Source organism: Carbonicoccus niuqiaonis, from assembly GCF_050157065.1.
Lineage (GTDB): Bacteria > Actinomycetota > Actinomycetes > Propionibacteriales > Propionibacteriaceae > Avipropionibacterium.
In genome coordinates this window covers 3,980,378-3,994,146 of the sequence record NZ_CP189573.1, presented here as the reverse complement: position 1 = coordinate 3,994,146, position 13,769 = coordinate 3,980,378, and the positions used below count along the sequence as shown (strand labels likewise).

Below are 13,769 nucleotides of genomic sequence, written 5' to 3'. Positions count from 1 at the left end.
GATGCAGGAAGCAGGTGAGTGCCGTCCGGGGTCGCTCGTGCTGTGCCCTCCGGACACGACCTTCGAACGGGCCCTGTTGGGCACCTCCCGATTCCTGTTCGCCGAGCTCGACCTGACCGCGGGCCGTCCCTGGTGGCCGGTCGGCCAGGTGATGGCGAGTGATCCGCAGCGGTTGCGGACCGACCTGCACCTGCTCGATCGCCGGTCCAGCGTCCGAGGCGTCCCTGCTGGCCTCCTGCACGACCTCATCGTCACCGACCTACTGGTGCTGGCCGCGCCACCACCGGTCGCCACGTCGCCCGACCCGTTGATCACCCACGTCACCGCAGTGCTGACCGACCGGGCACAGGATCCGGGACTGACCATGGCCGTGGTGGCCGACGAGGTGGGGTTGAGCCCTTCCCAGTTCACCCGGCGGTTCGTTGCCGTGCACGGCGTGACCCCGCTGCGGTACGTGACCGAGCGCCGCATCAACCACGCCTGCACCCTGCTGATCGACACGGATCGGTCGGTGACGCAGATCGCCGCCGCCTGTGGCTACCGCAGCGTCCACTACTTCTCCCGGGCCTTCAAGCGGGAGGTGGATCAGAGTCCGCAGCTGTTCCGGTCGGCCGGCCGCATCTGAATGTTCCGCCACGGGTCAGGCCGGTGGAGTGTGGTCGGTGACGGTCCCTGCGATCTGCTGGCCGATCGGGATGCAGGCGGTGGCTGCCGGTGACGGGGCGTTGACGACGTGGGTGATCCGGCCCTGGTGGCGGATGACGAAGTCGTCACTGGGTCGCCCGTCGGCGGCGACCGCCTGGGCGCGCACACCGGCCGGATGGGGGATCAGGTCGTGGCGGGTCACCTCCGGCAGCATGCGCCGTACCGACCGGACGGCCAGTCGGGGCATCAGCGAGCGGACCGCCTCACCGATCCCGGTGCCGGCGTGGCGGCGTGCCATCCGCCAGGTTCCCCCGTACGCCACGGCATCGAGGACGTCGCGGATGCTGATGTCACGGCGACGGTAGCCCTCACGGCTGAGGGCGAACACCGCGTTCGGGCCGATGTGGACGGTGTCGTCGATGCCCCGAGTCAGGTGCACCCCGAGGAACGGCAGGTCGGGATCGGGGACCGGGTAGACCAGCCCTCGGACGAGGTCACGACGATCGTCGCGCAGCGCCCAGTACTCACCGCGGAACGGGACGATCCTGATCCTCCTCCGGACGTCCGGAGCGAGCAGCCGATCACTGTGCAGCCCGCCGCAGTTGATCACGTGAGCAGCAGCGAGATCTCCGGTGTCGGTGATCACCCGGACCGTGGATCCCTGCTCGACAACGGCTTCCACGGTGGTCGACAGCCGCAGGTCGGCGCCGGCAGCCTCGAGGCGGCCGGCCAGGGCCCGCGCCAGCGCCGGGAAGTCGCAGACCCCCGTCGACGCCACATGGAGGGCGGCGACGCACCGTACGTGTGGTTCGTACTCGGTGGCCTGCGCCCCGGTGAGCTCACGGACGTCCACGCCGTTGGCGCGGCCGCGCTCGGCCAGGGCGCGCAGTCGGGGCAACTCCGACTCGGTGACCGCAACGATGAGCTTGCCGGTGCGGCGGTACGGCACTCCCCAGTCTGCGCACAGGTCGGGCAGTTCGGCCGCGGCCCGGGTCGCCAGCGTCGCCTTCAGGCCACCGGGAGTGTAGTAGACGCCGGAGTGAACGACGCCGGAGTTGTGGCCGGACTGGTGGGCTGCCCACCGATCCTCCTTCTCGCACACCACGACATGCCGACCCCGCTCGGCCAGGGCGTGGGCGGTGGCCAGGCCGACCAGGCCGCCACCGATCACGACGGCATCGGCACGCTCTCCCATCACCGACCCTGACGTGGTCAGGACTTGGCGGCGTAACCCCGGCGCTCGGCCTGCTGCTGTGCCGTGATCGCCAGCCGCATCACCTCGAAGGTGTGCTCCTGGGGTGCGGCGGTGGCCGTGCGCTCCCGTACGTCACGGATCAGCGACGGGTAGTAGGTGCCCTGCTCGGCCGAGCAGTCGACGTACTCGGTGCCGTTGTCGTCGGCGATGAACAGGTGGTTGCCGCCGGGTCGGCCCTCGATGTCGACGTACTTGCGGAGCTCGATGTAGCCCTTCGTCCCGAGGATCACCAGCCGGCCGTCACCCCAGGTCGGCAACCCCTGCGGGGTGAACCAGTCGACGCGCACGTACGACTGAGCGCCAGGTCCGCCGTCGACGCCTTCGCTCCGCAGCGACACCTCGCCGAAGTCCTGGAACTTGGGGGCGTCGGGGTGGGCGAAGTTGCCCACCGCGGCGCTGAACACCTCGGCGGTGCTGGCTCCGGTGAACCAGAGGAACTGGTCGAGCTGGTGCGACGCGATGTCGGTCAGGATGCCGCCGTAGCGGGCCTCGTCGTAGAACCAGTCCGGACGGCCGTCACCACCGGCAACGTGGGCCCGATCGCCCTCTCGGTGCGGGCCGAGGCCGAGCGTCTGGACGACGTGACCGATCCGCCCGGAGCGGACGATCTCGCCGGCCTTGGCGACACTGGGTACCTCGAACCGTTCGGAGAAGGTGACCGACCAGAACCGTCCCGAGCTGGCCACTGCGGCCTTCACGTCCTCGAGCTGGTCCAAGGTGATGCAGCCGGGCTTGTCGGTGATCACGTCCTTGCCGTGCTCCATCGCCTCCACCGCGATCGGACCACGCCGATCGGGCACGGCAGCGGTGACGATCACGTCGATGGAGTCGTCGTGCAGCAGCGTGGCCGGGTCGTCGTGCCACGGCGCATCCGGCCAGGTCTCCCGGGCGGTCTTCGTGACGGCTGCGGTGGGATCGTCCGAGCTCAGTCCGACGAGCTCCGCCCCGGCACCGAGCAGGCCGTTCACCTGCCCGAAGATGTGCGCGTGGTCCAACCCCACGGCTGCGAAACGAACCGGCTTGTCAGTCATGGCAACTCCCCTGGCGAAATCGACGAACGCTATGGGGTCAGTCTGCCCCGTCGTGGTCTGCGGCGCCCCAGCGGTCCGCCGCACCCACGGTCAGCACATGGTCCACGGCGTCGGCGAACGAGTCAGCGTGGTGATCAGGTTCCGGCAGCTCGTCGGGCCAGCTGCGGGTGCGGTGCAGCCACACGCTGCCGATGCCGACGGCTTGTGCTCCGGCGATGTCGGCGTGGGCGGAGTCGCCGATCATCCACGCCCCGTCGAGGTCGGCCCTCGCCGCGGCGGCGGCCAGTTGGAAGATCTCGGGCTCCGGTTTCCGGTGCCCGGCTGACTCCGACACCACGACGGCATCGACGTACGGTGCGAGCCCGAGGGTGGCGACCTTGCGGGACTGCTGGGCGTGTGCGCCGTTCGTCACGATCGCCACGGTCCATCCGGCTGCCCGGGCCCGACCCAGCGCCTCGGGAACCGCGGGATCGAGGACCATCCTCTCCACCAGACCTGCCCGCAGGATGGCGACGAGTTCTGCGATGTCGACCGACTTGAGTCCGAAGCGCTGACGGGCGGCATCGGCGACCTGATCACGTGGCGTGAAGCCGTCGCCGTCGGTCATGATCAACCACTCGGCGTCGTCCGCACCACGACCGAGGCCGGCCACGTACTCGTGCGCGAACGCCGTGAACGCGGCGGCGCGATCGACGAGGGTGTTGTCAAGATCAACCAACAGCAGGGGCATTCGGACAGCCTAAGGACCCGAGCGGGTGATGCCCACAGGATTTCGGCTGGCCGGGCCCCAGGGCGCCACTGGCCATTCGGCTACGGTGGGCCGCTGGCATCCTCGACAGCGAAAGGGCGTGGGCCCGAAACCGGACTGGGGGAGCAGATGACCGAGCGAGGCAGGGCAGGATCCGACGCCAACAGGCGAAGCCTGGTGGTCCTGCTGGTCGTGACCGTCCTCGCGTTCGTCAACTATGCGGCCCTGCTCCCGGTGGTGCCATTGTGGGCCGCAGAGGGCGGGGCCGGCAGTGTCGTCGTCGGGGCAACCACGGGCGTGATGATGGCCGCCACGGTGCTCGTCCAGGTGTCCATGCCCTGGCTCTTCCGGCTGTTGCCGTTGCGGACCATGATCATGGTCGGGGCGCTGCTGCTCGGCGCGCCGGCCATCCTGTACGCGGTCTCGTCCGACATCGTCCTGATCATGGTGGTCACGCTCGTCCGGGGCTGCGGGTTCGGTCTGGTCGTGGTGGCCGGTGCCACCCTGGTCGCCGACGTGGCCCCACCGGGACAGTTGGCTCGGGCGGCCTCCTACTACGGTGCGGCAGCCGCACTGCCCAACCTGGCTGCATTGGCCGGAGGCGTCTGGGTGGCCCAGACGTGGGGGTTCGGCACGGTGTTCATCGTGGCAGCCGTGAGCAGCGTGGTGGCGGGGCTGCTCGCGGTGGTGCTGCCCGGACGATCACGCGGCACCTTCAGCGTCACCTCGCTCACCGATGCTCGCCGGATCGCACCACCCATCGTCGTGTTCATCACGACCAGCGCATCCTTCGGCGCCACGACCACCTTCCTGCCGCTCTCCGGACCCAGCGCCGCCACGGCCGCGCTCGCGCTGCTGGCTGCCTCCGTCGCGCTGGTGTCGGGCCGACTCCTCGCCGGCGTGGTGAGTGATCGGGTCGGGCCCGGACGGGTCCTCCTCCCGGCCGTGGTCCTGGTCATCCTCGGTTGCGTCGGCCTCGCCCTGTCCCTCACCGGCCCCGCCTGGTTGCTGCTGACCGGCGCCGGGGTGCTCGGCCTGGGGTTCGGCGCGTGCCAGAACGACTCCTTCGTGCTCACCATCCATCGCCTCGGCCTGGACCGTACCGGTACGGCCAGCACTATCTGGAACATCGCCTACGACGGCGGGATGGGGCTGGGGGCGGTCGCCTTCGGCGGAGTGCTCGGGCTGCTCGGCCACGGTGAGGCATTCCTGGCGCTGGCGGCCACGATCACCGTGGTGGCGGTGATCGCGTCGCTCGGCGGCGCGCAACGGCGGGAGGCTGCTTCGTAGGAAGGGGCCGCAGAGCGACAGACGTGGCACATACGTCCACCGATGTCGCTGTCGCGCCCTTCGGTACGACGGGCATGACGCCGGATCAGCGACCAGGAATGGTGATCGTCGCCTGCCGGCCTCCGGCCGGGCAGTCGGGGCCGTTGGGGTGGGTGACCTCGGCGGTCAGCTCGGTCGGCCCGAAGGCGGGAGGCGTGGTGGCGGCGGTGCCGAAGCTCACCGACACCGTGATCGGGGTGCCCGGGAGCTCGTCCACCTGGGCGAACCCGACCAAGGTGCCGTTCGGGGTGGAGGTCGCCGAGCACGGTGCGCTGGGACCGGTGCCGCTGCACCCCAGGTCGATGGTGTCCGACCCGGGACGGAGCTCGACCTGCTCGTCGGTGCAGGTGTCGGGGGCCGTGCAGAGGGTGAGCGTGGCCGTGCGTTCAGCCGGCAGGGGCGGCAGGACCGTGATGCCGATGCCCGACGGGGATCCCATTTCGGTGCAGGCGGCAGCCTCCGGGCCCCCGCAGCCGGTGAGCAGGGCGGTCACCACCATGACGCTGATCGCCATCGAACGCCTCATGGCTCCATCGTAGGCGTCACGCCGACTCCTCACCGTGGCGCAGCGACGTCACCTCCCGCCGAAGTCGGGGATCTCGACGGGTTGGTTGCCCCGGTCGATCGAATCGACGGTCAGGGCGATGATCGAAGACCAGGTGACCGCGTCGTACACGTCGATCTCGGGTGGGCGCTGGTCCCGAACCGCCTCGGCGAACTCCTTGAGGACGAAGTAGTCGCCGCCACCGTGGCCAGCCTGCTCCGCCGCGGCGAGGTGTTCCCGCCAGCGGGGGTCCTCGAACTCCTCGGCCCACGCCCACAGCGGATCCCAGTCACGTTCGGCCTGCTGGCCCGGCTCGCCCCGTTCAGGTGACCGGCCGGCGATCCACAGCAGCGGGTCCTCACCGTCGCGGCGAGCCGACTCGTAAGCACCGTTGGTGCCCTGGGCGACGTAGTGGGTCATGTTGTGCGGACGTGGTGAGACCGCGTCGACCCGCACCGACAGCACCGCACCCGAGGTGGAGGTGATCACCGCCGTACCGGAGTCACCCTGTCGCCAGGTCTCGGCCAGGGCCCCGGGATGATCAGCGCCGAACTCCTTGCTGAAGTAGGCCGGCAGCACCGCCGACCCGGTGGCGAACCCGGTCACGGTCTCGAGCCGATCCTCGGCGCCGTTGGCCGCGCGAAGCCACTGTGCGATCGGGCCGAGCGAATGCGTCGGGTAGTAGATCGACGACACCTCGGTACGCAGCTCCGCCCGCCACGTCAGGTCACCGTCAGCGGTGTGCATCAGGTGGCGACAGTCGTGCAGGTAAGCACCCTCGAGGTAGGTGAGCTGGCCGAAGGCGCCGGCGGCGGCAAGGTTGCGCACCATCAGGTTCGGCCGCATGAAGCAGTAGTTCTCCGCCAGCATGTAGGTCCGCCCGGTCTGCTCCACCGCCTCGACGAGCTCCCACGCCTCGGCCAGGGTGTAGCTCGCGACCACCTCGCTCAGCACGTGCTTCCCGGCCCGCATCGCCGAGATCGCCTGCTGGGCATGCTGTTTGAGCGGAGTGGCCAGGAAGACCGCGTCCACCTCGTCGTCGGCCAGCAGGTCGTCGAAGTCGCGGTAGGGCTTCACCTGCGGAAATGCGTCGGACCACGCCGCGAGCACCGATTCGGCGCGGTCGCACACCGCGGTCAACTCGAGCAGGTCGGTCAACTGGGCCAGCGTCGAGCCGAACGCCCGTCCGCGTCGACCACCCACCACGGCGAGTCGCAGCGGGACCCGTGATGGCGTCCGACGGGCTGCGGCGGCATCGGTGTCACTCATGATCTCCCCACGAACGTTTCAGGCGATCTCGATCACCAGGTCGGCCTGACCCGGTGTGGCCAGTGGCACGGTGATCACGACGCGGCCCTCGCCGAGCGGTGCCGAGCCGTCCTTGGCGTACGGGTTGTGCGGCAGCACCGGCCATTCCAGCACCGCGTCGGGAGGCATGGACACCCGCCACCCGTGATGGGCGAACGACCCGTCACACTCGGCTCCGGTGAGCCTGATCGGCTCGTCCGCCAGCACGCCAGTGTGCTCGCCGGCCTGCCACGGCTCACCCAGGTGGGGCACGAAACCGGCGTGGGCGGCCATCGGACGATCCGACGTACCCTGCACCGCGTACCGCACCGTGGCGCCGTTCCCGGCAAGATCAACACGCACCGAGCACGGCACGCCCGCGTACTCGAGGTCGACCCCCAGCCCGTCGGCGGCGAGGGTGGCCCGGGCGGGGAGATGGGCGAGCCCGGGTGGGGCGTCGAAGTCGGGCTCCTCCTCGCCGGTGTGCACCATCAGTGAGGTGTCCCCGACGGTGAACGTCGACCACCTCGGCTGCAGCCGGGTGTTGCTGCCACTGAGCACCAGCCCGACCTGATCATGGAACACCGACAGGTGCGCCTGACGATCCTGGATCCACCGGTTCGTGGGCAACGGCGGGCAGCTGTAGGCCGACAGTGCGACGAACCACGGCACGTGTCGCTCGACCTGTGCATCGGAGTCGCCGAGAACGAATCGGTGCTCGTCCCGCTCGGCGGCAGGCTGCTCGGCCGGCCCCGGCTGGCCGTACGCGATCACCGAGGCCAACGCGTCGGCCCGCGCGGTGGACCCGGAGTTGGGGCCCAGCACGCCGGCCGGGCCCAGCCGATTGAGCCACCGCAGGTAGCCCCGGCCGACCGGCGACGCGGTGAACCCGACACTGCTCGAGGCCGGGGTGTGGTGGTAGACGTTGCGTTCGTCGATGGTCTCGACGGTGGTCCCGTCCGGGTAGGTGAAGTTGGCGTGGAAGGCCGCCGCCCGCTCCAGCGCAGGGAGCACGTACGGGTCCCGGGACATGCCGTAGTAGGCGCCGAGGGCGTCGATGTAGACGAAGTTGTAGCGGACCACCGGCCCGCAGTGTTCCGACCAGAACCCTGCCGGGTCCTGGTCGTCGACCGTCTGGTGCAGGTACTCCACGGCCGCCGCCCGCCAGTCGTCGCGGTCGAGCACCTGGGACGCCCGGTAGACGCCCATCGCATGATGAGCGGGGATGTTGCGCACCGGCAGCGTCAGGGCGGTAGCGACGATGCCGTCGACGGCCTTGGTGAGCGACGCATCCCAAGCCATGCGCCGATCCGCCGGCATCGCATCCCGGATCAGGGCCCACGCCCGGATCCACCGCGAGTACGTCCACGGCATGTAGATCTGGCCCCAGGTCGAGTTGTCCTTCTTCCGGAACTCGAACATCCCGGCCTCGTCGGACACCTCGATCAACGCGTCGCCGCCGGCGATGATCGCGTCGAGGACCTCGGGGCTGTGGAAGTACGGGTTCTCCAGCCCGTCGTCCGGCTGGGCCGACCAGGCCACGGCCAGAGGCCACAGCGCGTTCTGGTCGGTGACGATGAACGGCTGGGTGCCGAATCGCCCGGTCGTCGGATCCTGCGAGGCCAGCAGTTCCGGGATCCGGGCGATGAAGTCGGGCCACACGTCGGCGACGACGCGGGACTCCCCGGACCCCGTGTTGGCCGGCGGTGTGGCGCCCTCAGGCATGGGACATGACTCCTCGTGGTGTCGCGCGTCGGTGGTCGAGCGGTTCGGGGAGCGTACCGGTCCGGTCGATGGCCCCACACCCGGCTGACCGTGGATTCACAAGGCCAATCACAGCAACACGGTGGCGGCCAGGTCGGCGGTAACTGGGCCGGATTGGGACCGCTGGGAGGGCCCATCCGAGCGCCGGGACGCCACCCACGGCAAGGCCGGATCGATCGGCCCGGCGGGCCGCGATCACGGCCAGTTTCGCGATGAAGGCCTCTACTCGGGGACCCGTAGGGAAGCAAGCAGGCAAGCGCAAGGGTTTGAAATCGTTATGAAAGTTCTTTAAGGTGACACGGTCTCGTGACGCCAGGGGGGAACCTGTGTCCAGAAAACGCAAATTTGCTGCATTGATCACCGCCGTCGCTGCGGTCACCGCCATCGGTGGCACGTCGGTGTCGGGGGTGGTGCCGGCTTCGGCTGATGTGGTGGTGCCGGCTGAGGCTGGGGTGTACACCGCGGCGGCGGCGCCGACGAAGATGGTGGGTGCGGCTGCTTACACGTGGGGTCGGTTTCCGACGTCGGGGTCGGTTCGGGCGTGGACGGAGGTGAAGGTTGGTGGCGTGTGGTCCCGGTCGCAGGTGGTGTCGACCGATGCGACGGGTTACTACGTGATCCCGTTGACGTATGGGGCGAACACGGCGGGGACGTACACGTTCCGGGTGCGGGGTGAGTTGCCTGGTGGTGTGGTGTCGACGCAGGAGTTCACGGTGCGTCGGTTGGCGAAGCCGACGGTGACGTCTGCTGGTGCGAAGTTGGTCGGTCTCACGACGTATGTGTGGGGTCGGGTCGATGGTGCTGGTGGTGGCCGGGTGTGGACGGAGGTGTTTGCCGGTGGCCGGTGGGTGCGGTCGCAGGTGGGGCAGACGTCGTCGTCGGGGAGTTACACGTTGCCGTTGACGTATGGGGCGTCGACGCGGGGGACGTATTCGTTCCGGGTGCGTGCGGAGTATCCGGATGGGATGGTGGCGACGTCGCGTCATTTCACGTTGCGGCGGTTGGGTTCGCCGACGGTGAGTCATGCGGCGTCGAAGTATGTGGGTGATGTGACGTATGCGTGGGGTCAGTTCGACACGCCGGGTGCGCTTCGGGTGTGGACGGAGGTGTTTGCCGGTGGCCGGTGGGTGCAGTCGCGGGTGGGGCAGACGTCGTCGTCGGGGAGTTACACGTTGCCGTTGACGTATGGGGCGTCCACGCCGGGGACGTATGCGTTCCGGGTGCGTGGTCAGTACGGTGACGGCTCGGTCGCGACGACGCGTGAGTTCAACCTGCAACGCATCGCGAGGGTGACCAAGGCACAGCAGGCCGTCGCCTTCGCCCGGGCCCAGATCGGTGACTCGTACGGCTATGGTGCGACCGGCCCCAACGCCTGGGACTGCTCCGGCCTGACCGGAGGGGCATGGAAGGCGGCCGGGGTCAACCTGCCGCGTACCACGTACCAGCAGTACGCCGCGTACCCGAAGGTCGCCAAGTCCGCCCTGCAGCCCGGTGACCTCGTCTTCTACTACAGCGCTCGGTCCCACGTCGGCATCTACGTCGGTGGTGGCCAGATCGTCCATTCCTCCCGGCCCGGGACCCCGGTCCAGCAGGTCTCGGTGAACCTCATGCCGTACAACGGTGCGGTTCGCCCCGCCTGATCGTCCCGACAGCGGCGGTATGTCGCTGCGGATCACCAGCAAGGAACTCGTATGTCCAGAGCAACTCGTCTCCTCGCCTCCGTGGCGACCAGCGCGGTGGCGCTGATCACGATCGCCTCGTCCTCGGTGTCGGGGGTGGTGCCGGCTTCGGCTGATGTGGTGGTGCCGGCTGAGGCTGGGGTGTACACCGCGGCGGCGGCGCCGACGAAGATGGTGGGTGCGGCTGCTTACACGTGGGGTCGGTTTCCGACGTCGGGGTCGGTTCGGGCGTGGACGGAGGTGAAGGTTGGTGGCGTGTGGTCCCGGTCGCAGGTGGTGTCGACCGATGCGACGGGTTACTACGTGATCCCGTTGACGTATGGGGCGAACACGGCGGGGACGTACACGTTCCGGGTGCGGGGTGAGTTGCCTGGTGGTGTGGTGTCGACGCAGGAGTTCACGGTGCGTCGGTTGGCGAAGCCGACGGTGACGTCTGCTGGTGCGAAGTTGGTCGGTCTCACGACGTATGTGTGGGGTCGGGTCGATGGTGCTGGTGGTGGCCGGGTGTGGACGGAGGTGTTTGCCGGTGGCCGGTGGGTGCGGTCGCAGGTGGGGCAGACGTCGTCGTCGGGGAGTTACACGTTGCCGTTGACGTATGGGGCGTCGACGCGGGGGACGTATTCGTTCCGGGTGCGTGCGGAGTATCCGGATGGGGATGGTGGCGACGTCGCGTCATTTCACGTTGCGGCGGTTGGGTTCGCCGACGGTGAGTCATGCGGCGTCGAAGTATGTGGGTGATGTGACGTATGCGTGGGGTCAGTTCGACACGCCGGGTGCGCTTCGGGTGTGGACGGAGGTGTTTGCCGGTGGCCGGTGGGTGCAGTCGCGGGTGGGGCAGACGTCGTCGTCGGGGAGTTACACGTTGCCGTTGACGTATGGGGCGTCCACGCCGGGGACGTATGCGTTCCGGGTGCGTGGTCAGTACGGTGACGGCTCGGTCGCGACGACGCGTGAGTTCAACCTGCAACGCATCGCCGAGGGCAAGGAGGGCTGGATGCACCAGGCCGGGATCCCGCAGTCCGACTGGCGCTACGTCGACCACATCGTCACCCGGGAATCCAACTGGAACCCGCGGGCGGTCAACCCCTACAGCGGTGCCTGCGGACTGGCACAGGCCAACCCGTGCTCGAAGGTCGGTTCGCGGTGGTACGACCCGGTCGTGTCGCTGCGATGGCAGCACGGCTACGTCAAGGACCGCTACGGCGGGTACCAGGGTGCGTACAACTTCTGGGTCCGCTACGGCTACTACTGAGCGTCCCGGACACTGCCCGGGCGCATCCCTGTGACATCGCGCCGGGGTGAAACCCTTACGTCGACGGCCGACTCGTGGTTGGCTGGCTGCAAGCAGCGGTGACTCGACAGCAGGAGGGTGGCCATGGACGTCAGCCCGGCGGTCTGGGTGGGGACGGTCGTCCTCATCGTGGCGATGTTGGCCTTCGACTTCGTCTTCCACGTCCGCAAGGCGCACGTCCCCACCCTGAAGGAAGCGGCGATCTGGTCGGCGCTGTACGTCGGCATCGCCCTGCTCTTCGGGGTGGGCGTGCTGATCTTCGGCGGGGACGTCGCGGGCAAGGAGTACTTCGCCGGCTACGTCACCGAGAAGGCGCTGTCGGTCGACAACCTGTTCGTCTTCCTGATCATCATCAGCAGCTTCAAGGTGCCGCGCGAGGACCAGCAGAAGGTGCTGTTGTTCGGCATCGTGTTCTCGCTGTTCGCCCGGACCGGCTTCATCTTCCTCGGCGCCGCGCTGATCAACCAGTTCGCCTGGGTGTTCTACTTCTTCGGCCTGATCCTGATCATGACCGCCGGCAACATGATCAAGGGGGAGTTCGGCGGCGAGGCGCACAGTGGCGACAACTTCATGGTGCGATTGGCCCGCAAGCTCTTCCGCACCTCCGACCAGTACGACGGCGACAAACTGTTCACCACGATCGACGGCAAGCGGATGATGACGCCGATGCTGCTCGTGATGGCCGCGATCGCCGGCACCGACCTGCTGTTCGCGCTCGACTCGATCCCCGCCATCTTCGGGCTCACCCAGAACGTGTACCTCGTCTTCACCGCCACGGCCTTCTCCCTGCTCGGCCTGCGCCAGCTCTACTTCCTGGTCGAGGGGCTGCTCGACCGGCTGATCTACCTGTCGTACGGCCTCGCCGGGATCCTGGTGTTCATCGGCATCAAGCTCATCCTGCACGCACTGCACGAGAACAACGTGCCGTTCATCAATGACGGCGAGCCGGTGCCGGTCGTGGAGATCACCACCGAACTCTCGCTGACGGTGATCTTCTCGGTGCTGGTGGTGACCGTGATCGCTTCGTTGGTCAGCAAGGCAGGCAAGGCACAGACCGCGATCGGCAACGCCCGGCGCTACGCGGAGGCGTACCTCAACCTGGACTACACCGAGGACCCGGAGGAGCGGGAGCGGATCTACCGGCTGCTGGTTGCCGAGGGTGCGCGGATCCGGGCGCTCGGCGACAAGTACCGCGACAAGGTGCGCGACGAGGACGAGTTGATGGGACTTCTCGAGCAGGCCAATGCCGAGCACCGCAAGGCGGTCGAGGAGGGACGCGAGTCCACCCCGCACCCGTGAAGCCGTCGGTCAGGGCGCGGCGGGCCCGGCCGCTGTCACGCCTCGGGGTCAGGCAGGCCGAGCCGCCCCCGCCGCCAGGTCTGCGGCGAGGTGCCGACGACCGCGGTGAACTGCCGGCTGAACAGGAACACGTCCGGATAGCCCAGCCTCGTCGACACCGCCGTGATGGAGTCGTCGGTCTCCTCCAACAGCTGCATGGCGTGATGGATCCGGTGCCGGACGAGCCAGCCCCGCGGCGCCAGTCCGAAGGTGGCCCGGAAACGCCGGGTGAAGTAGTCCGGGGCGAGGCCGACGACCCCGGCGAGTTCGGCCGCGGTCGGCCGTTCGGCCACGCGGCGGTCGGCGTACGCCTTCAGCTGGGCCCGGACCGGTGGCGGCAGCGGGGACACCCCGCGGGGTAGGCCGGTGGCCCGGAAGATGCCGGAGAAGAGGACGACCAGCAGGGCGCGGACCCGTTCGCCACGCAGTGACAACCGGCCACCGAGCTCGCCCACCAACGCGTCCATCGTCTCGCGCAGTGGCCACGCGTCCTCGAGGAGCCGCACCGGGCCGGACCAGGGTCGGGTGTCGGTCAGGTCCGCGGGCGCCGCGAGCCGGAACCGGTACAGATGCACCCCACGTTGCCCGACGGTGCGCAGCCGGACCGGGACCCGGGGTGGCAGCCACAACAACGACCCGGCCCGCAGGGTGACCTGCTGCGAACCCAACCGCCCTTCGGTCACGCCGCGAACGACCAGGTAGACCAGATGTTCGGGCAACCCCTGTCGCAGGTCGAGCGACCAGCTCGGATCCAAGCGGTCCTCACCGAACAGTTCGGAGGCCCACCGGTCGCCGTGCCGGGCCAGGCCGGCCAGCCACTCACGCTGGAAGTCGCTGCTCATCCGGTGATCATTGCAC

General features: G+C 69.0%; 13 protein-coding genes. 6 read left to right on the top strand and 7 right to left on the bottom strand.

The window, feature by feature from the left end; genetic code table 11:
- Position 1: 1 nt before the first annotated feature.
- Complete coding sequence (locus tag ACQBAU_RS18160) at positions 2-625, top strand: helix-turn-helix transcriptional regulator (protein WP_465259417.1); 624 nt, start codon at positions 2-4, stop codon at positions 623-625.
- A gap of 15 nt (positions 626-640) precedes the next feature.
- Here the strand turns inward: ACQBAU_RS18160 and lhgO are convergent, their stop codons facing one another.
- From lhgO to ACQBAU_RS18145, 3 genes are read right to left on the bottom strand one after another with little or no spacing between them, the layout of a single operon-like run.
- Positions 641-1,840: an L-2-hydroxyglutarate oxidase gene (lhgO, locus tag ACQBAU_RS18155; protein ID WP_465257105.1), complete on the bottom strand. Its 1,200-nt coding sequence runs from the start codon at positions 1,838-1,840 to the stop codon at positions 641-643.
- Between the two features lie 17 nt (positions 1,841-1,857).
- On the bottom strand, positions 1,858-2,931 hold the full coding sequence (locus ACQBAU_RS18150) for a Gfo/Idh/MocA family protein (RefSeq protein ID WP_465257106.1): 1,074 nt from the start codon (positions 2,929-2,931) through the stop codon (positions 1,858-1,860).
- A gap of 37 nt (positions 2,932-2,968) precedes the next feature.
- The gene (locus ACQBAU_RS18145) at positions 2,969-3,661 is read right to left on the bottom strand and encodes an HAD family hydrolase (RefSeq protein ID WP_465257107.1); all 693 of its coding nucleotides are present in this window, start codon (positions 3,659-3,661) and stop codon (positions 2,969-2,971) included.
- A gap of 147 nt (positions 3,662-3,808) precedes the next feature.
- On the opposite strand from ACQBAU_RS18145, the gene ACQBAU_RS18140 reads away from it, so the two are divergent.
- Entirely contained in the window at positions 3,809-4,969 is a 1,161-nt protein-coding gene (locus ACQBAU_RS18140; protein ID WP_465257108.1) for an MFS transporter, read from the top strand.
- Positions 4,970-5,054: 85 nt separating this feature from the next.
- Here the strand turns inward: ACQBAU_RS18140 and ACQBAU_RS18135 are convergent, their stop codons facing one another.
- From ACQBAU_RS18135 to ACQBAU_RS18125, 3 genes are read right to left on the bottom strand one after another with little or no spacing between them, the layout of a single operon-like run.
- Complete coding sequence (locus ACQBAU_RS18135) at positions 5,055-5,534, bottom strand: hypothetical protein (protein ID WP_465257109.1); 480 nt, start codon at positions 5,532-5,534, stop codon at positions 5,055-5,057.
- 48 nt (positions 5,535-5,582) lie between these two features.
- On the bottom strand, positions 5,583-6,821 hold the full coding sequence (locus ACQBAU_RS18130; RefSeq protein ID WP_465257110.1) for a Gfo/Idh/MocA family protein: 1,239 nt from the start codon (positions 6,819-6,821) through the stop codon (positions 5,583-5,585).
- Positions 6,822-6,839: 18 nt separating this feature from the next.
- Positions 6,840-8,564, bottom strand: coding sequence for a hypothetical protein (locus tag ACQBAU_RS18125; protein ID WP_465257111.1), 1,725 nt, complete (start codon positions 8,562-8,564; stop codon positions 6,840-6,842).
- A 392-nt stretch (positions 8,565-8,956) separates the two neighbouring features.
- Between ACQBAU_RS18125 and ACQBAU_RS18120 the strand changes: the two genes are divergently transcribed.
- From ACQBAU_RS18120 to ACQBAU_RS18105, 4 genes are all read left to right on the top strand, one after another.
- A complete protein-coding gene (locus tag ACQBAU_RS18120) occupies positions 8,957-10,243 on the top strand; it encodes a C40 family peptidase (protein ID WP_465259416.1) in 1,287 nt (428 codons plus the stop codon).
- Positions 10,244-10,294: 51 nt separating this feature from the next.
- Positions 10,295-11,020, top strand: a complete 726-nt coding sequence (locus ACQBAU_RS18115; protein WP_465259415.1) for a hypothetical protein — start codon at positions 10,295-10,297, stop codon at positions 11,018-11,020.
- Positions 11,021-11,066: 46 nt separating this feature from the next.
- Complete coding sequence (locus tag ACQBAU_RS18110) at positions 11,067-11,534, top strand: aggregation-promoting factor C-terminal-like domain-containing protein (protein WP_465259414.1); 468 nt, start codon at positions 11,067-11,069, stop codon at positions 11,532-11,534.
- Between the two features lie 123 nt (positions 11,535-11,657).
- Positions 11,658-12,872, top strand: a complete 1,215-nt coding sequence (locus tag ACQBAU_RS18105; protein WP_434549783.1) for a TerC family protein — start codon at positions 11,658-11,660, stop codon at positions 12,870-12,872.
- Between the two features lie 35 nt (positions 12,873-12,907).
- Here the strand turns inward: ACQBAU_RS18105 and ACQBAU_RS18100 are convergent, their stop codons facing one another.
- Positions 12,908-13,753 (bottom strand): AraC family transcriptional regulator, encoded by an 846-nt coding sequence (locus ACQBAU_RS18100; RefSeq protein WP_434549782.1) that lies wholly within the window; start codon positions 13,751-13,753, stop codon positions 12,908-12,910.
- Positions 13,754-13,769: the final 16 nt, after the last annotated feature.